This window comes from Arthrobacter glacialis (assembly GCF_002909415.1).
Classification (GTDB): Bacteria; Actinomycetota; Actinomycetes; order Actinomycetales; family Micrococcaceae; genus Specibacter; species Specibacter glacialis.
This window is the reverse complement of record NZ_PPXB01000017.1, coordinates 26,245-52,952: the sequence shown is the minus strand read 5'-3', so window position 1 is coordinate 52,952 and position 26,708 is coordinate 26,245. Positions and strand designations below refer to the sequence as shown.

Annotated in this window: 24 protein-coding genes; 7 read left to right on the top strand and 17 right to left on the bottom strand. The window is 60.1% G+C overall.

The genetic code is table 11. The annotated features are described in order from the left end of the window. Positions 1-163: 163 nt before the first annotated feature. A complete protein-coding gene (locus CVS28_RS17245) occupies positions 164-2,191 on the bottom strand; it encodes a sialidase family protein (protein WP_103482280.1) in 2,028 nt (675 codons plus the stop codon). A 511-nt stretch (positions 2,192-2,702) separates the two neighbouring features. Here CVS28_RS17245 and CVS28_RS17240 point away from each other — a divergent pair. Next, positions 2,703-5,033, top strand: a complete 2,331-nt coding sequence (locus CVS28_RS17240; protein ID WP_103482279.1) for a DUF7933 domain-containing protein — start codon at positions 2,703-2,705, stop codon at positions 5,031-5,033. A 132-nt stretch (positions 5,034-5,165) separates the two neighbouring features. On the opposite strand, the gene CVS28_RS17235 is transcribed toward CVS28_RS17240, so the two are convergent. From CVS28_RS17235 to phnG, 10 genes are all read right to left on the bottom strand, one after another. Then, complete coding sequence (locus CVS28_RS17235) at positions 5,166-5,498, bottom strand: MarR family transcriptional regulator (RefSeq protein WP_279325082.1); 333 nt, start codon at positions 5,496-5,498, stop codon at positions 5,166-5,168. A 337-nt stretch (positions 5,499-5,835) separates the two neighbouring features. Next, the gene (gene phnN / locus CVS28_RS17230; RefSeq protein WP_103482277.1) at positions 5,836-6,417 is read right to left on the bottom strand and encodes a phosphonate metabolism protein/1,5-bisphosphokinase (PRPP-forming) PhnN; all 582 of its coding nucleotides are present in this window, start codon (positions 6,415-6,417) and stop codon (positions 5,836-5,838) included. Then, a complete protein-coding gene (locus tag CVS28_RS17225) occupies positions 6,414-7,592 on the bottom strand; it encodes an alpha-D-ribose 1-methylphosphonate 5-triphosphate diphosphatase (RefSeq protein ID WP_103482276.1) in 1,179 nt (392 codons plus the stop codon). The genes phnN and CVS28_RS17225 overlap by 4 nt, the downstream gene beginning before the upstream one ends. Beyond that, the gene (locus CVS28_RS17220) at positions 7,573-8,268 is read right to left on the bottom strand and encodes a DUF1045 domain-containing protein (RefSeq protein ID WP_103482275.1); all 696 of its coding nucleotides are present in this window, start codon (positions 8,266-8,268) and stop codon (positions 7,573-7,575) included. The genes CVS28_RS17225 and CVS28_RS17220 overlap by 20 nt, the downstream gene beginning before the upstream one ends. Next, positions 8,265-9,008 carry a phosphonate C-P lyase system protein PhnL gene (phnL, locus tag CVS28_RS17215; protein ID WP_103482274.1) on the bottom strand — a complete coding sequence of 248 codons (744 nt, stop codon included), beginning with the start codon at positions 9,006-9,008 and terminating at the stop codon, positions 8,265-8,267. The genes CVS28_RS17220 and phnL overlap by 4 nt, the downstream gene beginning before the upstream one ends. Positions 9,009-9,013: 5 nt before the next feature. Next, a complete protein-coding gene (gene phnK, locus CVS28_RS17210; protein WP_103482273.1) occupies positions 9,014-9,826 on the bottom strand; it encodes a phosphonate C-P lyase system protein PhnK in 813 nt (270 codons plus the stop codon). Beyond that, positions 9,823-10,695 carry an alpha-D-ribose 1-methylphosphonate 5-phosphate C-P-lyase PhnJ gene (locus tag CVS28_RS17205; RefSeq protein ID WP_103482272.1) on the bottom strand — a complete coding sequence of 291 codons (873 nt, stop codon included), beginning with the start codon at positions 10,693-10,695 and terminating at the stop codon, positions 9,823-9,825. The genes phnK and CVS28_RS17205 overlap by 4 nt, the downstream gene beginning before the upstream one ends. Next, on the bottom strand, positions 10,695-11,813 hold the full coding sequence (locus tag CVS28_RS17200; protein ID WP_103482271.1) for a carbon-phosphorus lyase complex subunit: 1,119 nt from the start codon (positions 11,811-11,813) through the stop codon (positions 10,695-10,697). The genes CVS28_RS17205 and CVS28_RS17200 overlap by 1 nt, the downstream gene beginning before the upstream one ends. Beyond that, positions 11,813-12,451 carry a phosphonate C-P lyase system protein PhnH gene (gene phnH, locus CVS28_RS17195; protein WP_103482270.1) on the bottom strand — a complete coding sequence of 213 codons (639 nt, stop codon included), beginning with the start codon at positions 12,449-12,451 and terminating at the stop codon, positions 11,813-11,815. The genes CVS28_RS17200 and phnH overlap by 1 nt, the downstream gene beginning before the upstream one ends. Beyond that, positions 12,448-12,933 carry a phosphonate C-P lyase system protein PhnG gene (phnG, locus tag CVS28_RS17190; RefSeq protein WP_243399951.1) on the bottom strand — a complete coding sequence of 162 codons (486 nt, stop codon included), beginning with the start codon at positions 12,931-12,933 and terminating at the stop codon, positions 12,448-12,450. Before phnG ends, phnH begins: the two co-directional genes overlap by 4 nt. A 157-nt stretch (positions 12,934-13,090) precedes the next feature. Between phnG and phnF the strand changes: the two genes are divergently transcribed. After that, positions 13,091-13,843 (top strand): phosphonate metabolism transcriptional regulator PhnF, encoded by a 753-nt coding sequence (gene phnF / locus CVS28_RS17185; RefSeq protein ID WP_103482268.1) that lies wholly within the window; start codon positions 13,091-13,093, stop codon positions 13,841-13,843. Positions 13,844-13,913: 70 nt separating this feature from the next. Here the strand turns inward: phnF and CVS28_RS19530 are convergent, their stop codons facing one another. Then, entirely contained in the window at positions 13,914-14,156 is a 243-nt protein-coding gene (locus CVS28_RS19530; protein WP_133159184.1) for a hypothetical protein, read from the bottom strand. A 486-nt stretch (positions 14,157-14,642) separates the two neighbouring features. On the opposite strand from CVS28_RS19530, the gene CVS28_RS17180 reads away from it, so the two are divergent. The 5 genes from CVS28_RS17180 (at position 14,643) to CVS28_RS17160 (ending at position 21,403) form a co-directional block, all read left to right on the top strand. After that, positions 14,643-15,008, top strand: a complete 366-nt coding sequence (locus CVS28_RS17180) for an ArsR/SmtB family transcription factor (protein ID WP_103482267.1) — start codon at positions 14,643-14,645, stop codon at positions 15,006-15,008. Further along, positions 15,005-16,654, top strand: coding sequence for a SulP family inorganic anion transporter (locus tag CVS28_RS17175; protein WP_103482266.1), 1,650 nt, complete (start codon positions 15,005-15,007; stop codon positions 16,652-16,654). Before CVS28_RS17180 ends, CVS28_RS17175 begins: the two co-directional genes overlap by 4 nt. After that, entirely contained in the window at positions 16,651-18,180 is a 1,530-nt protein-coding gene (locus tag CVS28_RS17170; protein ID WP_103482265.1) for a multicopper oxidase family protein, read from the top strand. The genes CVS28_RS17175 and CVS28_RS17170 overlap by 4 nt, the downstream gene beginning before the upstream one ends. A 98-nt stretch (positions 18,181-18,278) precedes the next feature. Then, positions 18,279-19,748, top strand: a complete 1,470-nt coding sequence (locus tag CVS28_RS17165; RefSeq protein WP_103465887.1) for a DUF4389 domain-containing protein — start codon at positions 18,279-18,281, stop codon at positions 19,746-19,748. A gap of 11 nt (positions 19,749-19,759) precedes the next feature. Further along, entirely contained in the window at positions 19,760-21,403 is a 1,644-nt protein-coding gene (locus tag CVS28_RS17160) for an ABC1 kinase family protein (protein WP_243399950.1), read from the top strand. Between the two features lie 531 nt (positions 21,404-21,934). On the opposite strand, the gene CVS28_RS17155 is transcribed toward CVS28_RS17160, so the two are convergent. The 5 genes from CVS28_RS17155 to CVS28_RS17135 all read right to left on the bottom strand — a co-directional run bounded on the left by CVS28_RS17155 (position 21,935) and on the right by CVS28_RS17135 (position 26,659). After that, entirely contained in the window at positions 21,935-22,204 is a 270-nt protein-coding gene (locus CVS28_RS17155; RefSeq protein ID WP_103482263.1) for a hypothetical protein, read from the bottom strand. Positions 22,205-22,574: 370 nt separating this feature from the next. Then, positions 22,575-23,735 carry an acyl-CoA dehydrogenase family protein gene (locus CVS28_RS17150; RefSeq protein ID WP_103482262.1) on the bottom strand — a complete coding sequence of 387 codons (1,161 nt, stop codon included), beginning with the start codon at positions 23,733-23,735 and terminating at the stop codon, positions 22,575-22,577. 137 nt (positions 23,736-23,872) lie between these two features. Next, a complete protein-coding gene (locus CVS28_RS17145) occupies positions 23,873-24,859 on the bottom strand; it encodes a DUF2804 domain-containing protein (RefSeq protein ID WP_165788193.1) in 987 nt (328 codons plus the stop codon). Positions 24,860-24,929: 70 nt separating this feature from the next. Beyond that, complete coding sequence (locus tag CVS28_RS17140) at positions 24,930-25,787, bottom strand: carbohydrate ABC transporter permease (RefSeq protein ID WP_207767511.1); 858 nt, start codon at positions 25,785-25,787, stop codon at positions 24,930-24,932. Next, complete coding sequence (locus CVS28_RS17135) at positions 25,784-26,659, bottom strand: carbohydrate ABC transporter permease (protein ID WP_207767512.1); 876 nt, start codon at positions 26,657-26,659, stop codon at positions 25,784-25,786. Before CVS28_RS17135 ends, CVS28_RS17140 begins: the two co-directional genes overlap by 4 nt. Positions 26,660-26,708: the final 49 nt, after the last annotated feature.

The following is a 26,708-nucleotide window of genomic DNA, read 5'->3' as shown; positions in this document are numbered from 1 at the left end:
GATCACAACACCGTCTCAGCACCATGAGTTCCGAATGCTATCGAAGCCATTTCAACGATGTTGTTTCCACCTTGGTTTTTCCAGATCAAAATATGATGAAAGGCCCGGAAATGTCCATTAGGCAACGCGCCCTAGGGGCGCCGTCCATGTTCTGGGAAATAGGTTACTTGATCTTTACTACTTCACCGAGCAGCCGCTGTGCAGCGCTGGTGCCGATGGACCATGAGGTGTCCGGAACAAAGTAGCCGCGGGCCACGTCTGCGGCCGTCACCGTGTACTGCGGTGTGGTGCAGTTGTAGGAGCCTGCCGCATTCAACGCCGTGTAGCGGCAGTTGCCTGTTCCCGGTGCCACGAACGGGGCAAAATTCCCAGCCGTGGGTGTCACCGTAAGGGTGGCAGCCGTGGTGTTTTTGACGGCGAAGGAGTAGCCAACCTTCTCCCCCGCGACGTACGGCTGGCTGGTCACGTTGCGGGCCGTGTCCGTGCGTGTTCCGGCAATGGTTACGCCGGAGAAGTTGGCTGTGGGGGTCTGGATTCCGCCCTTCAACGGCACGGGGCGGCCCAGCACCTTTCCGCTTCCGGTGGCCGCGCCGGTGATGGACCAGCTGGTGTCGGGGACAAAGTAGCCCTGGTTCACTTCCGCTGCTGTCACAGTGTGGTTCTGACCGCTGCAGTTGTAGGAGGAACCTGCGGGCAATGCAGTGTAGCGGCAGTTGCCTGCCGCGGGAGGCAGGAAGGGAGCAAAATTACCGGCCGACGGCGTGACGGCCACAGTTCCAGCGTTTTTGTTGGTGACGGTGAAGCTGTAGGGAACCATGTCACCTGCCTTGTAGGGGTTGGCCGCAAGGTCGCGTGAAGTGTCCGTGGCAAGACCTGCAATGGTGACACCGGCAATTGTGGTGGGTTCAGCCGGCACGGGAGGCGTGCAGCTGTTCAACCAGGCGTCGTTGAACTTGGCAAAGGAAATGCCGTTGACGAAATTGCTTTCATACAAGACACCAATTTGGCCCGATTCCAGGCGGGCGACGGTGGAGTAGGCCGAGGAACCTGCGCGGATGGTGCGCGGCACTCCCCAGGTCTTTCCGTCATCGCAGGAAACCCGTGCTGAGACGTTCTGTCGGACATTGGCGTCGTTGGTGTTGGTGAAGATCAGCTTCTTTGAATCGGCCGATCCTGCCGGTGCTTCGGGGAAGAGGCGGGCTATGGCGGCGTTGTTGGCCGGGTCAACCAGGTTTATGTCCAAAGTTACGGGTCCGTAACTCTGGCCGCCGTCGTTGGAGTAGGCCACCTTGCGGGCATTGTCGGCAGCGTTGTTGGAGCGTGAGTTCAACATGATCCGGCCGTCGGAGAGCTCCACTGTCTTGTTCTCATCCATGCGTGTGCCCACGTTGTCGCCCTTTTTCCAGGTGACACCATGATCGTCGGAGTACACGCTGTAGGCCTGGATGGCGTTGCTGCCGTCAGCTTGGCGCACATCGCCGGCAAACTGCTGGACCAGACGTCCTGCGTACTGGCCGTACTTGAGCTGGATGCCCTCGCCGGAGCTGGCAAACATGCCACGCACGTCACCGGGCTGGGGGCTGGCGGCGTTGTTGCCGGGCTTGACCACATTGGTGATCAGGCGCGGCGCTCCCCAAGTGATCCCGCCGTCGCTGGATTCAGAGACCTGGGCGCTGATGACGTTGCGGTTGGCGTCGTCATTGCCAAAGACGCTGGCATTGAAGCCCGTGCTTTTGGAGTAGACGGAGAACACGAACAGCTTGTTGACTTCGGCGTCAAACACGAAGCTCGGATCGCTGTAGCCGGTCTTGTTGGCTCCGCCGTTGGCTGCATCAAGGTTTCCGGCCAGAATGGTGCGCTGGGCATCCCAAGTCTCGCCGTTGTCGGTGCTGCGGCGCATCACAATGGAGTTGGGGTTGGGTGAATCGGCGGCACTGGTGGGCCGGCCGTCCCAGGCAGCCACCACAACTCCGTTGCCCAGGTAGCTCAGCGCCGGGATTCGGTAGGCTGCGAAGGGGCTGACCACTGTTGGAGCCAGGTTCTGTTCGGCAAAGGTGCCGGGAGGGTCGCTCGGCGCCGCCGAGGCGGGCATTGAACCCAGGAAGGTCCCTGCCAGCAGTGCAGCCACTCCAAGGGACGCAATTCCCGCGCGTCCCGCCAAACCTCGTCGTTGATGGTCAATGAAGGGCATTTCAATCCTTTCAAGACCCGGGTGTAGGAGCCCGGGCCGGGTGTTTCCGGCGGCAATTCAGCCGGCAATGTATGAACAGGTTGGCTCTACGCCTAAGCCAATCGACATCAGAAAAGACGTAGAACGTCCTATCAATTTAGTGAGTTGAATCACTTTCGTCAATGCTCCAGAAGGACAGTTGTTGGTCATTTCCGGAGCACCTTCACTTGGTGACGGCTTGCAAGACCGCGGTTTCATTTCAGCTTTAGTTGACCTCTGACGGGAAAACCCGGCACCTTAGCGGGTCTGAGCAACAAACTAGGTCCAGACACCCGAGTGGCTTGGACCAAATCAGGGGCAGCCCAGTGGTAGATTCCTTTGAGCTTGTTTGGCATGCCCGGTAAGCTCCCCATGTGATTCCTAGGCATATTCTTAGGGGGAATCTACAAGACCGGACGTGCGCGCTGTTTAAAGGCGGAAGTTGGTGCGCAAAGTTTCAATACGCGGTCCGCCGCTGAACAGAAAGCATTGAATGACTTCCATATCGAAGCGTCCTCCGATCGGACGTACACTCGTGACTGCTGGCGCCCTTATTGCCGCGGCATTCACCCCCCTTTTAGCGGCACCGGCGGCGACTGCCGCAGTTCCTCAAGAGGTGCTGTTTGAAGCCAAGTTTGAGAACACTGGCACCCAGCCGGTCCTCCTGACGAACTACTCGAGTATCGCCCCCAATGGCATGAATGTCACCTACACGGCCAACCCGGGATGGCTGCGGGCATGTAACGGAAACATTCTGGCAGGCAACTCCAGCCCTGACGATCTGGCTCTGACCAACTGCAATCTCCGCTCAGACCCGGCACTCAACGCCAGGGCCTACCAGTCCCTGCGGCAGTTGGCGAATGCTTTGGGCCAGTACAGGGGCAACCCTGCACCGGAAACCAACCACGTCCTCGCCGCGTTCACTGATGGTGAAAACCCCGGCATGGGGGAACAGCTGCGCAGCAGCGTCATCAACATCGGCGGCGAAAACAGGTACGTTGCCCTGTCAGTCGATGGTGCCGCATTGAATTGCGCCTCCAGCGGCCCCAACTACAAGTTCTCCATTGTCAACGGCACAACCAACGTTGCAACACCTCTTGGCTCATCTGCGCTGTGCACCGACCCGGGAGCCGTCAACATCACAGCTCCCGGGCTGGAAGGTGGCGCGGCCCGCACAGCCCGGGTCGCCACCGTTGATTCAGCCTTGGCCACGAAATTCACCGGGTCCTCACTGCGGGCCGTGATTGAAAACCTCAACGGCAGCGGATCAGGCAATGACGCCGCCGTTGATAACATGCGCATCGTGGATGTCACCCCGACTCTCGAGAAAAGCTTCAGCACGCCCGTCAACACGGTGGGCGACAGAGTGGGTGTGGTGTTCAAGATCAACAACACCACAGAACTTTTGGCCAAAGACGGTTGGGACTTTACGGACACACTCCCAGCAGGGATGACAGTCGCCGACCCCGCGCTGACGGTTGCCTGTGTCAGTCCCGCGGGAGGTGCCGTAACCCCCTCGGCTGTGACCACCACCGCAGTGACCGGCGGCAACACCATCCGCATCGCTGGCGGCATCCCCAATGGTGCGGACAGCTGCACGGTTTCCATCCAAGTCCGAGGCGGTACCGCCCCAGGCAGCTACACCAATGGGCCCAGCAACGTGGTTGCCAATTTCTTGAACGTGGGACAGTTCGCTCCGGCGACCACGACATTTGCAGCTCCCGCCGACGCGCCTGAATCAACCAGCACCCCGTTCAACACCCCCGTCACCATCGACCCGTTTGCAAACTTCGCACCCGTGCCAGCGGATGCCACCCCCACCACGGCGAACCGAAACACGTTCCTGTTCAGCAATGGCCAGACCAGCATGTCCACAGCGGCAGGCGCTTGGAGCTATGACAGTGACACAGGGCTCATCATGTTCAGCCCTGCAAGCGGTTACGTGGGCACAACCCCGGCAATGCCCTACACCTACCAGGATTCGAACAACAACCTCGTCACCTCAACTGCGACAATCGTTGTCGGAGGCGACATCATCGACTTGTCCGGTGCAGGTGATCAGGGTCAGCCCGTCACTGTGCCCCTCACCGGACAAACCAGCGACATTGATCCAGCCAGTGCGAGGATCATTGATCCAGCAACAAACTCCCCGACCACCAGCCCTTTGGTGGTTGCCGGTGAAGGGACCTGGACGGTAAACAGTGCAGGTAGCTTTACGTTTAACCCGGAGGCAGGCTTCCAGTCGAATCCAACGCCGATTAGATACACCGCCACCGATGGCACAGGAGCACACGTCACTCACGCCACCGTCACAGTCCTCTACCCGAACGTGTCCGATGCGGCCGGTGCCGGTGATCAGGGTCAGCCCGTGACGGTTCCTGCCGCACTGGATCCGGGCATGGACCCGGCCACGGTGCAGTTGATCAACCCGGCAACAGGGAACCCGACCAAGGACCCCGTCATCGCCACCGGCGAAGGGACCTGGACCGTCAACGACGCAGGCGACATCACCTTCACCCCCGAGGCCGGCTTCGGCGGGGACCTAACCCCCATCAAATACACCGCCGAAGACGGTGACGGTAACCTGGCATTGCCGGGCACCGTGACCATCACTTATGCCGTGGGCGCAGTGATTCCACCGGCTCCTGTCAATCCGTCGGGTCCACCAGTGGAGCCTGCGGATCCAGGGCACCAAGGGGATGGCATTGACTTGGCCGATACTGGCACCTCGTTGTCCGTGATGGTAGGGCTGTTGGCTTTCCTGTTGTTGGGAAGCGGCGTGCTGCTGGCAGTGCGTAGCCGTCGTGGAGTGCGTCAAAGCTAAGAGGGACATATAGAGCAGGAGGGCCCGGGTGTACTCGGACCCTCCTGCTTTTTTGCGCTTGAGGTCTATTGTCCTGCTTGTGTTTTGATGCTCGTGCCGGAAAAGCGTGCGGTGCCGGTACCGTTGTAGGTTCTAGGCTGCTTTCTGGAGCCGGGCGGCTTGGTTGAGAGCTTCGGCAATGGTGGCGAGGAAGGCCGCGTCGGCTGCGGCCTCCCGGTTGCTTTCTTGCTGGCAAACGCTGGCAATGGCGTTTTCAAAGACTTCCTGCGCCCACTGTGTGGCATGCCGCCCGGCAGATGCAAGGGTAAGCAGCAGGCTCCGGCGGTCCGTGGGCTGGGGATTGCGGGTGACCAGGGCGGCGGCTTCGAGTCTATCCACCATTGCTGTCATGGATCCGGTGGTGATTTCCAGCAGCGCGGAGAGTTCCTTGGGCGTCATTTCGCCTGCGTTGTTGATGAAGTTCAAAGCCAACAAAACGTTGACCGCGAGCGTTCATTATCAACTGGCCGCTAGAAGTCAAAGGCTGGAATTCCAACCGAAGTAGCCCGCGCTGAACGGCCCTTAATGCAACCGCATGGGCCTCGTGACGAAAACTATCACCGCAGGTCAGAGCATGTTGAGCACTCAAGACCCATTGTCAGTTATCAAGCCTACTTTGGCGACATAAGGCTATCAACCCTTGCCACGGCCCCATTTTGACCTTTGTTCTAGACGATGAATCGGAACAATAGAAGGTACTAAACTCTCTCCAGTTTCCATTGATTCTGGAGGGTTTATGCCGAGTCGGTTGCAATCCTCAGGCTCACGAACGTTGTCGGTGCAGTTCCGTGGTTCTACCCGCCGTATCCTGGACGTTGACCAGGAACTCCACGAGTTTCCCGCTCGCTTCCTCAAGCGTGCCGTCGTTGACGATCTCCAGGTCGGCCGGATGATCCGGCGCCGGGTTGAGGCGAGCAACGCGTGACGCTGCGGCAATTTCGTCCTCTCGACCGCGTGCGATGATGCGCGCGAGGCGTACATCTTCCGAAACCGTGATGCGCACAACGTGCACGTTCGCGAACAGGCCAGGCAAGTGCTTGAGCACCCCGCGCGAGAGGTTCGCCACGACCAGGTTCCCCGCGCCGACGGCGTCGAACACGTGGGCCGGAATGCCATAGGCCAGGCCGTGAGCTCGCCACGTCAACGCGAACTCGCCGCGGTCCTTGGCGACCTCGAATTCGCTCTCGCTCACAGGCTTGTGATCTTCCCCTGTACCTACAGGCCGGGTGATCTGGCGTTGCGGGAAGACGATTTCGCGCCCTTCGATGGCAAGGCGTGCGTGATCAATAATCGAATCCTTCCCCGATCCGCTCGGTCCTACAATGGCCACAAATGCGCCACTCACGCGACCCTCTTTCCCTCACACCACACGCCGCGCACGATCGGCAGGGACGATCCGAGCGGGTGCTGCGCCGTCGCGACCCCCTCGTATGTCTGGACACGAACGACGTCGGCCCGTTTGCCAGGCGCGATGACGCCGCGATCGTCAAGACCGGCGGCACGCGCAGGATTGCCGCTCACCAGCGCGGCCCCCTGAGGCAAGGTAATGTCTCCGCGGCTGAACAACAGGAAAACAGCGTGGAGCGGACTGGACGGGACATAATCGCTGGAGAGGATGTCGAGCAGCCCCAGACGTAGCAAGTCGGAGGCAGCTACGTTTCCGGAGTGCGAACCGCCGCGGACAATATTTGGCGCACCCATGACGATAAGTTGTCCTGCCGCCCGGGCAGCGTGAGCGGCCAGGATGGTCGTGGGAAATTCCGAGATTCGCACGCCTGCTGCCGTCGATTCATCAATGTGCGCCTGGGTAGCGTCGTCGTGCGCGGCGATCGTGATACCTCGATCGTGAGCGCGCCCCACCATCCTGCGCCGATTGTTCTCGGAGAACTTCGCCGAAAGATGCCGCATCTCACTGACGTGTTCGCCGAACTGCATCTCGGTCATATTGTGTTTGCCAACCATGTAGGTGCGGAACGCCTCGATGTCTGCATACTGGCGCTGCCCCGGCGTGTGATCCATGAGCGACACCATCCGCACCCGTTCGTGCCCGCCGACCTCGTCAAACACGTCAACGACGTCCGGTGTCGCCACCTCGCAGCGCAGATGCACGTAGTGGTCCGCGCGCAACAGACCCGCCTCGGCCGCGTTAATTACCGCATTCACGAGTGTGCGCGCGTTACCGCTGATCAGGTTCTCACCCGGGCCGCTGCCGATGCGCATCGCGTCCAGCACAGTTGTCATGCCCGAAGCTGCCATCTGTGCGTCGTGCGCGATCACTGCCTGGATCGGATCCCAGAACCGCTTGGGCCGGGGCTGGTAGTGCGACTCAACCTGGTCGGTGTGCAGTTCAACGAGACCGGGCAGCAGGTAATCCGCTCCCATATCCTCGCCCGGCACACCGTCGAGGGAAAGTTGCGGGTCGTGAGAGATCTCCGCGATCATGCCGTTCTCGATGAGCACGGATCCATGGATGACCTCGTTTTCCAGGACGATGCGGGCATTATGAAGGACGAGGGGCATCAGGGGTCTCCAAAGCGGCTTGTTCTGCGAAAGGGTGAACGGACAGGACCTCGAAGGCAGCGCCGGGCGCGGGCTCGACGCTGAGCACGATCGCGGTGAGAGGCACATCGACGCCGGATACGCCGTCGAAATGGTCCTTGATCGCGACGTCAATCTCGGCCGTCCGCTCCAGGGGAACGTGGTCGGTGAGCGTGAAGTGGAAGAGGTACTTTTCGAGCACGTAGGGGTAGCCCCAGCGCTCGAATAGTTCCCTTTCTCGCCGCTCCATGTTTTCAGGACGACGACGGCGGATGTCACCTTGGGTGAGCGGGGCACGAAAGTCCTCGAACGCCCGCAGGGCATCGGCGGCGAGCACATCCAGGTCCTCAGTGTCTCTGCCGGGGACCAACGCGCGGAACCCGCCAATCGCTGCGGGTTGGAGATCGGGGATCACCACTGGTCCGCGACAGGCAGCGAACGCGTCTGCGGCAGCACACAGTTGTGCTTCCGTTCGTCCAGCGGCTAAGTGGATGGGCGCTTTAAGTGTTGCGTGGAATCCGTATCGGCGAGCGTCCTTTGTGAGGTCTTGGAACTCCTGGCGGCTGTACCAGTCATCGACCGCGGTGCGTAGCCGAATCGCCTCGGCAGTTTCTTCCTTTTTGATTCCGGGGACTGCGTAGACTGCATATCGTTTCATGCGGCGGCCCGTTCGCGCGCCGGCGTGAACGACTGTACGTCGACCGTCATATCGGCTACGGCCTCGCGTACATCGGCGTCGTGGAAGATTGCGAGCATCCCGGTCCCCCGACCGAGGCTCTCACGGATCAGCTCGATCACGACGCCACGATTTCGAGCATCGAGTGACGCTGTGGGCTCGTCGAGCAGCAGGAGCGGGCGTTCGATGATGAATCCGCGCGCGATGTTGACGCGTTGCTGTTCACCGCCAGAGAAGGTCGCTGGCGGCAGCTTCCATAGTCGTGTGGGGATACTCAGCCGTGTGAGGAGCTCTCCTGCCCGTTCGCGAGCCGTTTCCCGACTGATGCCACGCTCGATCAGTGGTTCGGCGACGACGTCGAGGGCGGGCACGCGGGGAACCGCACGCAGGAACTGGCTTACGTACCCCAAGGTCTCCCGCCGGGCTGCGAGCACCTGTCGTGGTTGCGCCGTGACAAGGTCCATGACGGTTTCTTGGTGCCTGAGCAGGATGCGGCCCGAGTCTGTGCCGTAACTGCCGTAGATCATTTTCATTACCGTGCTCTTGCCTGCCCCCGATTCGCCACCAAGCACAACACAGGCCCCGCGCGGTACATCGAAGGTTAGCCCGTGCAGGACAGGTAACCGTTGTGATTCCTGTAGGTGCAGGGTGAACGTTTTGCCGACGTTCTGCACGGACAGCACGGCATTTTCTGGCAAGTCATTGTTTACGTTGTAGCTCATGGAAATCAGCCCTGAAGGATCGAAGAAACGAGTAGCTGGGTGTAGGGAGCCTGCGGATCATCGAGAACGCGGTCTGTGAGGCCCGATTCGATGACTGCGCCGTCTTTCATCACCAAGGTGCGGTGTGAGATGAGGCGTGCAACGGCGAGATCGTGGGTGACGATGACGACGGCAAGTCCAAGTTCAGCGACGAGCTGGCGAATCAGGTCCAGGAGGCGGGCCTGCACGGACACGTCCAGGCCGCTCGTCGGCTCGTCCATAAAGACCAGGCGTGGGCCGAATACGAGGTTGCGCGCGATCTGTACGCGCTGGCGCATTCCGCCCGAGAAGGTCGCGGGAGTATCGTCAATTCGATCCGACGGGATTTCTACGCGGCGCAGCCACATTTCGGCTTCGCTGCGGATCTTGCTGTAGTTACGCCATCCGTTCGCCATGAGAGGTTCCCCGACATTGCCACCAGCGCTGACATGCATCCGGAGTCCCTCGGCAGCGTTCTGGTGCACGAATCCCCACTCGGTGCGCCACAGCCGGCGTACTTCCCGTTCGCTCAGTGTCGCCAGATCGAGCAGCTCGAATTCAGTGCCGTCCTCGCGTCCGACGCTGCTCTCGCGAGTCGTAAGGTAGCTGATGGATCCCTCGTCCAAGGTGAGCCGTTGTGACAGCATGCCGAGCAGGGTGGACTTGCCGGAGCCTGACTCTCCCACAACCGCCAGCACTTCGCCGGGCCACAGGTCAAAATTTACGTCGCGGCAGCCGAAGCGGTCGCCATAGCGGTGTCCTGCGCCAGTCACACTCAGTAACGGGGTTTCGTTGTTCATGCGCTTATCTCCATCGTTTGGCGACTCTCGCCTGCTGTGGCAGTGCGTTCGCAATAGTCAGTGTCGGAGCAGACGAACATCACGCCGCCTTTGTCATCGATAAAGACCTCGTCAAGGTAGACGCCGGAGGACCCGCAGATCTCGCAGGGCCGGTCAAAGCGTTGAGGCTCGAAGGGGAAGTCCTCAAAGCCAAGGCTCTCCACGTCGGTGTACGGCGGGATCGCGTAGATGCGTTTCTCCCGGCCGGCGCCGAAGAGCTGCAGCGCTGCATTTTGGTGCATCTTGGGGTTGTCAAAGCTAGGGATGGGCGACGGCGCCATGACGTACCGTCCATTCACGAGAACCGGGTAGTCGTAGGTCTTGGCGATGTGCCCATACTTAGCGATGTCTTCGTAGAGCTTGACGTACATCAGACCGTACTCCTCGAGCGCGTGCAAGCGCCGAGTCTCCGTTTCACGCGGTTCCAAGAACCGCAGCGGCTCGGGGATCGGCACCTGGTACACCATGATCTGATGCTCACGCAGTGGCGTCTCCGGAATCCGGTGCCGGGTCTGGATGATGCTCGCCTGCTCCGTGAGCGTAGTGCTCGCGGCACCGGCAACCTTTTCGAAGAAGTGTCGGATCGACACCGCATTGGTCGTGTCATCGGCACCCTGATCAATCACTTTCAATGTGTCGGATGGACCAATTATCGATGCTGTGACTTGCACTCCTCCGGTCCCCCAGCCACGTGGCATCGGCACCTCACGCGAAGCGAACGGTACCTGGAAGCCGGGAATAGCGACGCCCTTGAGCAACGCACGGCGGACGACTCGCTTGGTTTGCTCGTCGAGATAACCTTCGTTGTAGACGATGCGCGGGGCACTCATCAGTTCTCTCCGTTCTGGTCTTTGCCGGCGGACATGCGTGCGTCCGCGGCATGGCGTGTCTCGAACTCGCGGCGAAGGCTGCGAATCAGCCCAAGCTCCGCTTGGAAGTCGACATAGTGCGGCAGCTTGAGGTGCTCAACGAAACCTGTCGCCTGTACGTTGTCCGAGTGTGCGATCACAAATTCTTCGTCCTGCGCTGGCGAGACGATGCGCTCACCGAACTCCTCGCTCCGCAACGCGCGATCCACGAGCGACATCGACATGGCCTTGCGCTCGCCTCGCCCGAAGACCAGACCATAACCGCGGGTGAACTGTGGCGCCTGCTCGGTGTTGCCGACGAACTGGTTGACCATCTGGCATTCGGTCATTTCGATCCGTCCGATCGGCACAGCATGTCCGATTTCCGGGGCGTCAAACTCGATTTCCACCTCGCCGACACGGACTTCGCCAACGAACGGATGGTTGTTGCCGAAGCCGCGCTGCGTGGAGTAGCCGAGCGAAAGCAGGAAGCCTTCGTCTCCGCGACTGAGGGCCTGCAGACGCTCGGCCCGGCTCATCGGGAAGGTGGTGGGTTCCCGGGTTAGGTCTCCCGGATCTGGATCATTCCAGCCCTCTGCGGGTTTGTCGGCCTCAATGAGAGCATCGACGCCCAGCAGATCCGTCACTCGCGGCATCGCCGCACTTGGAGGCATCTCCAAATTAGGTACCTCCGGGGTGCCCAATTCGTCGGTGAGCAGGCGGTGCGTGTAATCGAACGTTGCACCGAGCTGCTGACCGCCAGGGATGTCTTTGAACGTCGCCGACACGCGCCGTTCCGACGGCAGGCCCGCGGTGTCCACTGCAACCGTGAGACCAAACCGCGGCAGCGTTGTGCGGTAGGACCGTAGTAGCGTGACAGCCTCTAGAACATCGCCCTGCGCCTGAAGCAGCGCCTTGGCTGCTAGGTCGGGGTCATACAGCGAACCTTCAGCCATAACGCGTGAGACCAGCACACCCATTTGATCGCGCATCTGAGCGTAGTCGATGCGTGGCGCATCGACCTCACCACGCCCACGTTTGGCGAGCAACGCATGCGCGTTAGCGATCGCCTTTTCGCCTCCCTTGACGGCAACATACATTAAGCGCTCCTCTGCTGGTGACTTTGCTGATCTGCGCTAACCAGCGCTGTGGTGCGTGGCAATCCCTGCACCGTGGTTTCGGCCGCGAGGACGATGTCCACACCGCAAGGGAAAAGCATCCCGTTCTCGCGCCACTGCGGGAGGAACCCGCTGGGCAGGCCCACGCCATCCCAGCCGATGGTTCCCGAGATACCGGGGCCGCTCGCTACCAAGTTGCCGATACTGCGGGATCCTTGAGCGTCGATGATGAGAGTTGCGGACCGATGCGGTTCCTCATCGGTGCCCTGCATCAAGTCGGCAAGGGTTGGTGCAGCATTGGGCGACGACGCGATGACAAACAGCGCCTCGCTGGCATTTTCAACGATGCGCGCACCTGTGTGAAAGGCGATCCAGCCGCCCACCGCAGAAGAGGCGCGCAGCGTAGGATCGAGCCAGATCGGCGTTTGCTCATCACATAATGCCAAAATGACCGCGCCTGCGCTGGCGCCAAGCGGTTCCGGAGGGTTGAGGTTCGCCTCGATGGAATGCCGAGTACCCGGGCGGGCGAGTGCCTCCAGGACTGCACGGAAGACCTGTTGCGCATCGTGTACGGGGTTCGCGAACCCGGGTGTGTGGTTCTGGCTTGTCAGTGTTCTCATTCGTTTTCCCTAGCAACTGTGAAGAAGTCAACGACAGTGCTGCGCGCGTCGGCTTGGGCGCCAGCGTCACGCTCTTTCTGGCCGCGCTCAAGCGGCTCGATCACTTCGGCGAGAACCCGGGCACGTTGCTCGGGGGCAAGCAGCAGCGCATCAAAGATGGCGGCGAGCCCAGCGTGTTCGGGGTGGCTTCCCAGCACATACGATGTGCCAATCACGTCCTCGATCCCGATTCCGCTCAGCAACACGGTGGCCCTCGTTACCGTTGCCTCACCCAAGTTGAAGCGATCGCCGGTGCCACCAATCCGTCCCTGCACCATGACGAGTCCGGCTTCCGGCGCCCGCAGATACGTGACCTCCGGCTGTTCCTTCCAGTCGGCCCACAGCATTTCCAGATCGGCTTGCCTGGCTCCCGAGAGCACTCGCGCGGCCCGTCGTCGTTCATCTGGTGCGAGCCCGTATGCGGTGCTCTCTTGCGCAGTCACAATGCAATGTCCTTCATGGCTGACCCTTCTCGAAGTTATCTATTTATCTAGACAACTTCAATTTTATGCCCGTAGAATCTAGGGAGGTGGACTTTCTGGGGAACAGGAAGGAAACCACTGGATGAACTTTGGGTAAACCGAATAGAGGGACGGCACCGTGACAGAATTTGAGTTAGGCTCGCGATCAAACAGCGGATACTCAGCGTGGCGCCTAATCACCGAGGAGTTGCGCGGCGAAATCGCCGAAAACCGGTTGCGAGCTGGAGATCACCTGCCAACTGAGAACATGCTGGCCGAGCGGTACAGCGTCAATCGACACACCGCACGTCAAGCCATCGCAGCCCTGGTCGAGGACGGACTAGTCGAGTCTCGGCGCGGCAGCGGCACTTTCGTGACCAGCGAACCTGCACGCTTGCACCAGATCGGCTTACGTACTCGACTGACAAGAAGCCTCGGCGATGATGGCAGCGCTTCGGCGAGCAGCCGCGTGTTGAGCAGCACCATCGAGGACGCCCCGGAGGATATTGCGCGTCGGCTCAGGCTCCCCCACCGAAAGGCAATCCGCGTCGAAACCACTCGCTCGACGGGCGAGCTACACATCGCGGTGGGTACGCACTGGTTCGACGTCGAGCGGCTACCGGACATCGCGACAGCACTACGGCGCACCGGATCGGTCACGGCGGCGCTGCGTGCCTGCGGCATAGAGGACTATGTACGAACCTCCACCGTCGTTAGTGCCCGGCACGCAACGGCATCCGAGGCAGAACTACTTTCCTTACGGCCCGGCGCGATCGTGCTTGTCACCGAGGCACTCGACAGCCTGCCCGACGGCACTCCACTGCAGCACCTCGTCACTCGCTTCGCCGCCCAGCACGTGCGTCTGGACATCGAGCACCCTAGCGCTGACTAATCTAACGCAGACTAAAACAGGCGGTCAGATCTTCATAGGCAGGGCTGGTTCAAATGCTGCGAGTGTCCGCTCAGCCAGTCCAAAGGACAACGTCATATCCACACCTGAAGTAACCGAGACGACCGTGACGCCAGGTCCCGGCCGGTCGTTGCGTGCACATCACGTTGGTGGCGATGTCCAGGAGTTCGGGGCTGGCGGGCAGGCAAGATTCCGAGGAGGTACGGATGGTGACTGCTCCGCCGTCGTTCTTGACTTCGAAGCCGAGCACAGCGGTGTTCCACCGGACGCTTCCGCGCTCGTGGTGATCACCCACACGGCGAGGTTTGCGACGGTGGTGCGTGGATCCCCACGTAGATCGTCTATTCGCCAGGCACCGCCATGGATACCGTCAGCATCCGGCCGGCCGGTCCTGCTGGCGGTCTCGCCCACGATCAGTCGCGTTGGTCGCCAAAAGCCACTGAATGCCGCCGTTTTGTTGGCGGCCACATCGGGAAATGGGCTGAAATCACGAGCAATGTACGATTGCTCGAACGATTCGGGGCTTGGACGCTCTTGGCGGAATGCGCCTGCAAACAGGGGTCAAGCGTGCCCAAAATCGGATTCGAATCAGATTCAAACCCGCACAAACAAGGGGAAGTAGCGGGGATGAAGGACCTTGCACATGCCTACGGACAGTGACTCATGTGTACTGGCAGATCCGTGACAGCCCTGGGAAATGATTGGGCGCCACAAATTCTGATATGATGACTTTATAAAGTCACTATTTCATACACTTGCAGTGACATCCAGGAGCAGAGCTATGGCATTCGAGAATGATGAGAGACCCCTGTACGAGATCAAGGCAAACCTCTTCAAGGGGCTCGCCCACCCCTACCGAATTCGAGTCTTGGAAATCCTTGCCGGCGTTAGCGAGGCACCTGTCTCAGAGATGATTAGTGCCACTGGCCTTGAGGCCTCGCATCTCTCCCAACATCTCTCGGTGCTACGCCGCTACGGGCTGGTGGTGTCCGAACGGCGAGCTAGCGTTGTCTACTACCGTCTGGCGTTCCCTCAAGTAGCTGACTTACTGCAGGTTGCCCGGGCATTGCTTTCAGAATTGCTGCAAGATTCGCAGCGTCACCAGAGTTCCGCCTTGGCGTTGCCGGCGATTTCTTCCGTTCGATGACGTCCCCATCGAGGTCGTTGCGATCGTTGCTGCCAAACCGTCAGGACTATCGCGAGCTTGGTCGGAGTTGGCGCGGTGACCTGGTTGCTGGCGTCACAGTGGGTATCGTGGCGCTCCCCCTGGCTCTGGCCTTCGGTGTGAGCTCCGGGGCAGGTGCAGCAGCAGGTCTCATCACAGCAATTGTGGCCGGGCTGGTCGCCGCAGTGTTCGGCGGTTCAAATGTTCAGGTGTCGGGGCCTACAGGAGCGATGGTGGTGGTGCTCGCGCCCATTGTGGTCAGCCACGGCGTCGCTTCTGTGATGGTTATCAGTGTCCTTGCAGGTATTATCGTCCTGCTCGCCGGCGTACTGCGCCTGGGCCGCACCGTCAGCTACATTCCCTGGCCGGTCATTGAGGGGTTCACGGTCGGTATTGGGGCAATAATCTTCCTTCAACAGGTTCCCGCAGCTGTCGGTGTGAGCGGTGCCGGACACAGCACCAACGCTGTGGTTGCCGCTGTCGAGTCTGCTCTGGACGCGGACTGGCCAACAGCGCTTTTCCCCTTGGCCACCGTAGCGGCTATCGCAGTCATCATGCTGCTGTTGAGCCGTGTAAGCGGCCGCCTCCCGGCATCTTTCATCGCGATCGTCGCCGTTACTCTTCTCGCCTCACTGTTCGGCGGGCGGCTAGACACCATCGGGGAACTGCCCCATTCGCTGCCGTTGCCGGCACTCCCGGCGATCACCTCGGGAAGTCTGCTCGCCCTGCTGGGTCCTGCATTCGCAGTGGCAGCCTTGGCCGCTATCGAATCGCTGCTCTCGGCCAGGGTCGCTGCGTCAATGACGGACACGGGCCCCTACAACGCTGATCGTGAACTCGTAGGGCAAGGTCTCGCCTCGATCGCGTCGGGGTTCTTTGGCGGGATGCCCGCCACTGGCGCCATTGCCCGAACGGCCGTCAATGTCCGCTCCGGTGGGCGAACCCGGGCGTCTGCGATCGTGCACTCGCTAGCTCTCCTCGCCGTCGTGTACGTGGCAGCAAACGTGGTCGCAGTGATCCCGTTGGCCGCACTCTCAGGGGTCCTCATGGTCACGGCAGCCAGGATGATCTCCCCCTCAATCATTAAACAGGTGCTGCGATCGACCCGATCAGACGCGATGGTATTTGTCATCACGGCGATCATTACGGTGAGTTTTGATCTCATCATCGCCGTCGGTATCGGCATCGCAGTGGCCGCGTTCTTCGCGCTGCGCGCCCTCAGCGCCGCCAGCGGTGTTCACCGGGAGGAATTGGACGGTACCCCTACTACCGGCGACGAACGGATTGCACTGTTCCGGATCGATGGCTCCTTGTTCTTCGGAGCCGCCGAGCGAATCCTCGAGCGCATCAACGCTCACGAAGGTATCGAGGTGGTTATTTTGCGCCTTTCCCAACTCCAACTCATCGATGCCACCGGCGCTCACACCCTCACCGAACTCGTGAACGCCCTGGAGCGGCGCGGGGTCACGGTTCTCATCAAGGGAATCAGGGCTGAACATCTGCCAGTCCTCGAGCGACTCGGCGCCGTCGACTCGCTCCGCCACCCCAACCATCTCTTCGACGAACTGGAGCCCACTATCGCCCACGCCCGATCCCACATCGGCCGAACGGCGAGCGCCCGCGCATGAGCACCGCCGCCAGCAATACCCATGAGCCGTCGGCAGAGGGCCCGCCGCCGATCCAGATCAAACGACGAACGTTCCTGCTGGGCATAGGCGCGCTCGGCGCCGCTGGTGGGATTGGTTATTGGATTAAGGCCCGGCAACCGGACAGCCCAGGGGTTTCATTTGGCACTCCCCTGCGGGTCCCTCCACTATTGGACTCTGAGATGATCGACGGCGAACGGGTCTTCCGCTTGAACGCGCAGGCGGGAGCAACCGAGCTCGTACCCGGTGTCTCCTTCGCGACGATGGGGTTCAACGGCGCCCACCTGGGCCCCACCTTGCGTGCTGCCCGCGGGGAAAAAGTACGCATCCACGTCACCAATGAGCTCACAGTTCCGACCACCGCACATTGGCATGGCATGGTGCTGCCCGCCAGCCAGGACGGCACCGCACATCAAAGCATCAACCCAACTGCAACGTGGACAGCCGCCTGGCAGATCGAGCAACCCGCGGCGACCCTCTGGTATCACCCTCATCCACACGGGCAGACCGAGTTGCAGGTCAGCCGAGGCATGGCAGGGCTCTTTCTTGTCGACGACGAGGCACCCCCTGGCCTGCCCGCGGAATACGGCGTGGACGATGTCCCCCTGATCATTCAGGACGTCACGGTCCAGTCCGGAGGCCAACGTCCGGGGACACCCACCACTACGCCCATCGGGCGGATAGGTAACACGGTGATCGTCAACGGCACTTACGAACCGCACTTTGTGGCATCCACCAGTTTGGTGCGCTTACGTATCCTCAACGCCTCGGCAGCGCGCTGCTACAACCTTGAGCTCTCGACACGGGACGTGTTTCATCTCGCGGGCACCGATGGCGGCCTTCTTCCGGCGCCGGTGCCGCTGAGCAATTTGCTGCTCTCCCCCGCCGAACGTGCCGAAGTAGTCATAACGGTGCCCCCAGACGCCGACCTGGTGCTTCGCTCCGTTCCACACGATCTTGGCATGAGCCGTGGGGACAACGTCACCTCCGGCGCCGAGGACACCTACGGAATTCTGCGCATCACCCGAGCGAACGGTGACTCCACGAGCAAACTCCCCGCAACGCTCCCGGCCGCAGCACACCCTACGCGAGCAGCCGCCGTCGACCGTCATTTTATGCTCGAAAATACGACGATCAACGGAAAGTCCATGGACATGGGCCGCATTGATACGGTGATCGCGGCCGGCTCAACCGAGACGTGGATGATCGAGAACACCTCGAGGCGCGCCCATAATTTCCATATCCACGGAACTCAGTTCATCGTCAACACAGAGAATGGTGAAAGCCCCGCGCCCTGGAATCGAGGGTGGAAGGACACCATCTTCATTGCCCCGGGGAGCAGCGCCGAGCTGACCGTCCCGTTCAGCGCCTACGCCGACCCAATGACCCCTTACATGTACCACTGCCATATGCTCTGGCATGAAGATCAAGGCATGATGGCCCAGTACGTCCTCACCGACGGGAAACCCGCAGCGGCACCTTTGCACAACGGCGACATGCACCATTGATGGCTCTCTTACCCTTTCCCAGCCAGCAGTGACCTTAGCCTCTAGTGATGCCGCAGCGTGAGCCACACAGTGGTAGTTGACGAAAGAGGTGCGATGGCATGACGAGCAATTCAGTGGTTGACGGCTCGAAGCGACCTTCAGGCAACACTCAAGGTGGAGCGGCTGGGTTTGTGGTGGCCCTGGTGCTTGGCACGTTGCTGGCATTGTTTGGTGCCGGCGGGGTCATCGGTGGCGTGGCCTCGGCGGTGGTGAGTTCACAGCAGGGATCAGAGGGCTACTTCACTTCCGAGGCGCGTGAATTCGCCACCACCTCCTATGCGCTCTCCTCTCCCCCGGCCCAGCTTGGCGTCGAGTCGATTCCCTTTGACCTTGGCAGCATCCGGCTGAGTGCCGAGTCCGCTGCGCCCGGGGGTCAGGTATTCATTGGCATTGGCCCCAAGGCGGAAGTGGAGAGCTATCTCAACGGTGTGCACACAACAGTCATTACCGGCGTCGAAACCCGGCCGTTCCGGGTGAGCTACAGCGATGTTCCCGGCCAAGCCGCACCGGAGCTGCCCGGGGAGCAAAGTTTTTGGGCAGTGCAAGCATCCGGGACCGGTACACAGCAAGTCACCATGGACCTGCGCAGTGGTGATTGGGTCATGGTGATCATGAACGCCGATGCCAGCCCGGGTGTCACCGTCAACATGGCGGCCGGGTTCCACTCCGAGTTGTTTGGAGCAATCACACCGGCGTTGTTGACTGGCGGGGTGGCAGCCTTGATCATCGGGGCTGGCTTGATCGCCTTGGGTGCCGTGGGCCTGGGCAGACGGCACCCGTCATCCCGGCAGCCAGTGCCTGACAATCCGGTCACGGGCGACGGCGTGTCCCCGAGCGAGCATGCCTACGCGAAAGGATATCCGGCGAGACTCACCGGGCAACTTGACCCGCAGCTGTCTCGGGGGTTGTGGCTAGTCAAATGGCTTCTGGCTTTGCCGCACATGATCGTCTTGTTTTTCCTGTGGTGCGCCGTGGTCATCACCACAATCTTTGCCGGCTTCGCCATCCTGTTCACCGGCCGCTACCCCCGCGCTCTCTTCAACTTCAACGTCGGAGTCCTGAGATGGAGCTGGCGGGTGACGTTCTACGCCTACTCGGCGTTAGCCACCGACAAGTACCCACCATTCACCCTTGCCGCCACCGAGTATCCCGCCGATTTCGAGGTTGACTATCCCCGTCAACTCTCCCGTGGACTAGTGCTGGTCAAGTGGTGGCTCTTGGTGCTCCCCCACCTGCTGGTCGTAGCCATATTCACCAGTGCTGCGTGGTCCATGTGGGGCCAGAGCGGTGATTGGCAATCGGACTACGGCCATAGGGTCGGGTTCTCCCTGCTCGGCATTCTGGTGCTCATTGCCGCCGTCGGACTCTTGTTCACAGGGCGATACCAACGACCACTCTTTGATCTCATCATGGGCATCAACCGGTGGATCTACCGCGTCGCCAGCTATGCCCTCCTGCTGCGGGATGAGTACCCGCCTTTCCGCCTGGATCAGGGCCCTGATGAGCCGGTCAAGGCGGACCACCACTGATGGGGGCATCCATGGGCAACCATTTTGAGCGGTACGCCGAGGTAGCGGAAATCTTGGCGCGGCATGGTTTCGGTTCCCTGCTGGCAAAGTTGGGCCTTGGCCGGATACACCTGGGCTCAGGACCGTGGCTGCCTGATGATCTCTCCAACCCCGAACGGCTCAGGCGCGCACTGGAGGAACTGGGACCAACCTTCATCAAACTCGGGCAGGTGCTTTCCACAAGGCCCGATATCCTCCCACCGGACTACCTTGGCGCACTGTCCAAACTTCAAAGCGGGGCGCCGGAAGTTCCTGCGGAGATCATCACCTCACTCATCGAGCAGGAGTTGGGTGGAACGACCAAAGAACTCTTCAAAACATTTAGCACTACTCCACTGGCCAGTGCCTCAATTGGTCAGGCCCATGCAGCAACATTGCATGATGGCACCGCCGTGGTTATCAAGGTCAGGCGACCTGGCGTGGTTGCCCAAGTTCAGGAAGACCTGGAGATCCTTCAAAACCTGGCCCATCAGGCAGCCCGGAACTGGACGGCACTGGCGGACTACAACCTTGAGGCCATTGCCGCCGAGTTCTCAGCCACACTTCGGGCCGAACTTGACTACCTGCAAGAGGGGCGCAACGCGGAACGATTTGCGCGAAACTTTGCTAACGACCCCAGCATCCACATTCCCAGAATCTTCTGGTCCACCACCACCTCCCGAGTGCTGACCATCGAAAGAATCTTTGGCCTGAAGATCGACGACGTCGAAGTTCTTGCCATGCCTGACCTCGAGCGAACCCGCCTGGCAGATCTGGCAGCTAAAGCTGCTGTCAAGATGATCTTTGAGGACGGCTTCTTTCATGCCGACCCCCACCCAGGAAATCTCTTTGTTGAATCAACTTCACGAATCGCGTTGATAGATTTCGGCATGGTGGGAGAAATCGACAACGAGCTCCAGGGTCACTTGGGGAAACTATTGCTGGCGTTCAGCGTTGACGACCCCGACCACATCGCCAGGGCACTGCTGGAACTCTCGATCAACCGACCCACCGCCGATCGTGGCCGGTTGCGGCAGGATATTCTGCGCTTCATGCGGCTCTATCAGGGACGCCCGTTGGGCCAAATCGAAATCTCGCCTCTGGTCACCCAAATGCTGGCTCTTCTGCGCAATCACCATCTTCAGCTGCCCAGCGAAATAGCCATGCTGACCAAAATGATCTTCATGACAGAAGGACTGGGAGCACGGCTGAATCCGAGCTTCAACCTCGGCACGGTGGTTAAGCCCTATGCCAGAAGATTGGCCTTAGCCAGGGCCACTCCACGCACTCTGTTTCACAATCTCTCCCAAATGGGTTTGGATGTAGCAGACCTGGGCGCCAATCTGCCCGAAAAGCTGCGAAAGCTACTTGATCTACTGGACGACGGCGTCGAGGTTCACCTGCGCTCAGAGGAATTGGTGCCTCTGGTTACCCGCGCCGAACGCATCGGAAATCGTCTTGTTGCAGGGGTGATCATCGCAGCATTTGTTCGAGGAATTGGGGAGCTTACAGCAGCCGATCAGGGACGGCTCAAGGCTTGGCAAAACACGCTGGTTACTGGCGGTGCTGGCGCAGTCACGGTATTGGGCGGCTACTTGGCGTGGACCGCACGGCGCAGCGGCGGTGGCAAGCGCTAGTACAGCCAAGGCTTGTGTCTAGGGGCTTGGCCACCGGGAGTTCTGGCCTTTGTGGCCATGTCCGCGAGCGTCTACTGAGGTGTACTACTGATGTGAGAAGCAGAAGCGCATACTCGCCATGAGTGAGGAATATTATCTGCCCTGTTCTTCAACAACACGGCTCGTTCCATCGAGGAAAAGACGAGGTCGTGGTTGTTGCGGATGGTCTTGGTGCTCTTGCCTTTTTCTGTATGCCGAGAACTCAAGCGGCGATCTGCCCTAGTGGGGACGTGCCGTTTGGACGATTCCATAGCGTGCTGGGCATTTCCGAAGGATTGACCGTTCCGATCCAGGAACTTCTGGGTCAGCGGGAGCACTTAAACACGAAAACCCCCTGTTAGCAGGGGGTCAAACGTGCCCAAGGTGGAATTCGAACCGCAAACTCCCGCTTTAGGCTGAGAAGCCATTTTGACCTGCCAAAAGTCAGCGTTAACAACTCGGAGGTTTGCCCAGGCTAGATAAAGGTGGAGGTGTTAACGTTCGACCTCATAGTCAACACCCTAGTTGGGTGCGCCGGATGCTGGTCACATAGCTGCCGGGGTGGCCGGTGCGGGGCGCACTAGTGGTCACGTAGCCTCCAGGGGGGCTCATCCGGGGTGCAGCGGTGGTCACGTAGCCTTCGGGGAGGCCGGTGCGGGGTGCGGCGGTGGTCACGTATGATCCGCCGAGGGCCTCCTGGTGGGCCGCGGGAGATTCCTGGCCGCCTGCCTCGTCGTCATTGAGGGACCGGGCTCGGTCTTGTTGGTTCAAAAAGCTGTTCATGAATACCCCTTTTGGTCGGGTGCGGGCGCGTGTCATCGCGCCATGTGGGTGGTTGGAGCAGCAGCGTGCAGGGCTGCTGTGTAGTTCCTGTGGCTTGCGTGCGCTGCAGTGAGAATTCCGGCCACTTGTGCGGTGGCGAGGGCCGCCTGACTGCGGGAGCAAAAACGCCCCAGAACGTTATCTCTGTAACCTTGCAGGCAAAACTTCTCATGTTCGACGCGCTGGCAGACCATGTGATGGTGGTTGTCACCCAGGCGGGTCTCGTAGAGCGGCCATACCGACTTAGTTGGTCATCTCAACCCCGGCGGGGACCGGCTGAACCATCCCCACCCCTCAACCAAACGATCCGGCCCGTCGTCACCTTGTTGTTTCACCGGAAGGCCGGGATTCCGGTGAGTTTGCGACCGAGAATGAGGGTGTGCACCTCATCAGTCCCCTCATAGGTGCGCACGGACTCCAAGTTGTTCGCATGGCGCATGGGTGAGTAGTCCAGTGTGATCCCGTTGCCGCCGAGAATGCTCCGGGCTTCACGGCAAATGTCGATGGCCTCACGGCAATTGTTCAACTTCCCTACTGAAATTTGGTCAGGATGCAAGGTGCCGGCATCCTTCTTGCGTCCCAGATGGAGGGCCAGTAGGAAGCCTTTGTTGATTTCCAAGGCCATGTCCACGAGTTTCTGCTGCGTGAGCTGATATCCGGCCAGTGGTTTGCCGAACTGCATTCGAGTGCCGGAGTAGGCAAGGGCGGCTTCGAAAGCGTCTCGAGCCGCACCCATGGCACCCCAAGTGATCCCGTAGCGGGCCTCGTTCAGGCAGGCGAAAGGACCTTTGAGCCCCACAACGTTGGGCAACACTGCCGATGCTGGCAACCGAACATCGCTAAGCTCCACATCGCACTGGATGGAGGCGCGCATGGACAGTTTCGGTTCTATGGGCGTGGCCGTAAATCCCGGCGTTGCGGTGGGTACAACAAAACCACGCACGCCCTCCTCAGTTTGGGCCCAGATGATGGCAATTTGGGCCACGGAAGCGAGCCCAATCCAGCGTTTGCTACCGTTGAGCACCCAATCGCCACCGTCGCGTCGGGCAAAAGTAGTCATGTTGCCTGGGTCGGAACCGGCGGTGGCTTCGGTCAATCCAAAGCACCCGATGGCCTCACCCTTGGCCATGGCCGGCAGCCACTCATGCTTCTGCTCTTCCGAACCGTGCTTATGGATGGCACTCATGGCAAGTGACCCTTGTACAGAGACAAACGTCCGCAGCCCAGAATCCCCTGCTTCTAACTCCGCACCCGCGAGGCCATACTCGACTGCGGATCGGCCGGCGCATCCATAGCCGTCCAGATGCATGCCGAGCAGGCCCAGTTTGGCTAGTTCGGGGACGATCTCCAGCGGGAAAACGGCCTTCTCATACCAGCCGGCGATGTTTGGCTTGATCTCGCTGTCAACAAATGACCGCACGGAATCACGCAGCGTGCGCTCTGCCACGGTCAGTAGTGAATCGAAATCAATAAGGTCGCTGGGATCAGACATCTTGGGGCCTTTCAAGGTGATGGTCAGGTTTCTCTGGGAACAAAGCGGACGACGCCGGAACCTCCCGCCGTCGTCCGCTTGCGTTGGGCACAACTCCCCCGCTGCGCCGCGGCTGGCTTAGGTGATACCCCGGCCCGTTACCACTTGCGTTTCACTTCCTCTGCCCACCCAAAGACGGAGCTAACACTGATTTTCTCGCCTGATTCCGAGGTGATCTCGCCATCGAAGTAACCAAAGCATTGGTGCTCCTCGCTCAGCACAATCACTTTATTGAAATTCGAGTACCTGTCGTAGATAGGTGTGAACGTCAGGTCCACCCGGCTACCGGTGATGCGCCACGGCTTCATCCAGTCGTTGACGTCGTAGGTCCACGTCAATTCTTCGCTGATTTTTTGAATTTCACCATCGATGCGGAGCGAATTTTCGGTGGACGGCGTCCCTTCGGTCCACTTGCCACCGAATTGCAGGCCGATCTCACGCCCGTTGGTCCGGCCGCTTCCGGAGGCCCAATTCCAGACGATCGAGTAGGGCCAACGGCCCCGCCCATGATCCAAGGTGGCATAGGAATCCTCGGCGTCAACCCGGTATTCAACGCCGTCGGCGATTGTCGTCCCGGACACGGGCAGGCAGTTGTCCTTACGCGTGTATTGAAAGACCTTGTCGCTCCAGGGCACCAACACGCCCATGGACTGGTGATTCGGGGGAACCACCACATCCAGGTTGACCTTCAACCGCTCTGAATCCATGCGCAACTTCACGCCGCCAGCGTAGGGAGTCATGCTGATCTGGATCTCTTTACCCTTGCCGATGATGGGTTCGTTCTCCATCCCCGTGAGCGCCTTGGTGCCGTTCTTGAGCCACTGAATTTCCGCCAGAGGTATGGCCTTCAGCGTCTTCTTGTCCAAGAAGAACCCGGCGTTGGTCACCTTGTAATCGGTGTCAGAAACGTTCAGTGCCACCACGTGGCTAGGTGTTGAAATGCACCAGTATTCAAAGCGCTTGTTACGTCCCCAACCACGCAGGTTCGCCCGATGCATGGGTGTCCGGCTCCAGCCAACGGCTTCTGGATTCAGGCGACCATTGGGCAGGCACATCTGAACCTGGCTGGTAATTTCACGTTCCATGGATACGAGTTCTCCTCTTATGGCCATGTGGCCGGGTGATCAAACGGTGAAGCATTCCGGGTGGGCGGGGTCAGCCCTTGGTTGCACCCTCGGCCAGGCCGTTGATGAGGTGCTTTTGAACCATCAGGGCAAAGATAACCACGGGGATCACGGTGAGCGTGCCCACGGCAGTCAATGCCCCCCACATGGCACCATTTTCCGTGTCGGCCGCCATGCCGGCGATAGCTACCGGAATCGTTGCCGCATTTCGGTTGGTCAGGATGAGCGCAAAGAGCAGCTCTTCCCACGCAAGGATGATGCTAAAGATCAACGTCGAGACAATCCCGGGCATGGAGATCGGAACAATGATCCGGAAGAACGTCGTGAGTCTGGACGCGCCGTCGAGCATGGCCGATTCCTCCAACTCCTTCGGCAGGGCCGCGAAGAAGGACCGCATCAGCCACATGACATAGGGAATCAGGAACGTGCAGTACGCGAGAATAAGCGTGATGTGCATATCCGTGATGCCCAGGTTTCGTGCCACGAGGAACATCGGCACAGCCAAGGCGATGGGCGGAACTCCACGCGATGCCAGAATCAGCACGCCAATGGTTGCCCCTCCCCTGATGTTCAGGCGTGACAGTGCGTAGCCGGCCATGGTCCCCAAAGTCAGGGACAGCACACCAGCCCCAACAGCAACGATGACCGTGTTGATCATCCTCCGGCCAATGTCGGCTTGCTGCATGTAGCTGGTGTAGTTGTCCATGGTGAACGTGGAGAAGATTTTCGGCGGAGTTGTAAAGATATCGGTCGGCAACTTGAACGACGTGGAAATCATCCAGAGGACCGGAAGCAGGAAGCCTAGGCAGATGGCCACTCCGGCAATGATGCGGAACCACCGGCCCGCGTCTACTTTTCTTTTGCGAATTGTTAGGGTCGAGGCGCTCAAAACCTGTCCTCCAGTTTCTTGGTTGTGCGGAGGAAGATCATCGTCATGATCATGGTGAGAACAAGAACGATCACCGCCATCGCGGATGATTCGGCGAATTTGAGCGAACGGAATGCTTCTTCATAGATGTAGAGGTTGACGACATTCGTCGATTGGCCCGGCCCACCCCTGGTAGCAGCGAGCGCAATGTCGAACATCTTCACGGCACCGAGCCAGCGAACCACAAAGACTGCACCGATGGCGCTGGCCAGCAACGGGAGGCTGACGTGAATCAGGGTGTGCCACCAGCGTGCACCGTCAACGGCCGCAGCTTCGAAGACATCACGCGGCAACGCCAGCATGGCGGCCGAGGCAATCAGGACGATGAAGGGGGTCCAGCGCCACGTGTCGATCAAGACAATGCTGATCATGGCAAGGTTCGGATCGCCCAGCCAGTTCAGTGGGCCAATTCCTACGAATCCCAACATGTAGTTGACGATTCCCCAGAGCGGGTCGAGGAGCATTTTCCACACTCCACCGGCCACAACCGGTGCCACCACCATGGGAATGAGGAACAGCGCGCGGACCAATCCACGCCACTTCCACTCCACATTGAGCAGATAGGCGATGCCAAAGCCAAGCACCATCTGCAAAGGAAGAGCCAGGACCAGGTAGATGCCGGTGACCTTGAGGGAATTCAGGAATCCCGGATCAGTAATGGCGTCCTTGTAGTTCTCCCAACCGACCCACCCCTTGGGTGCGAACGTTGCCAGATTCAGCTCGGAGAAGCTGATCTGGATCGTGTAGAAGATGGGGTATGCCAGCAGTGCCAACAACAGAAGGGTTGTTGGCCCAAGGAAGGTCCACTTGCTGAGCAGATCATTGAATTTCAATCTGGCACGCGATGGCTGGGAATAGCCACCTTTCACCGTTCGCCGTGAA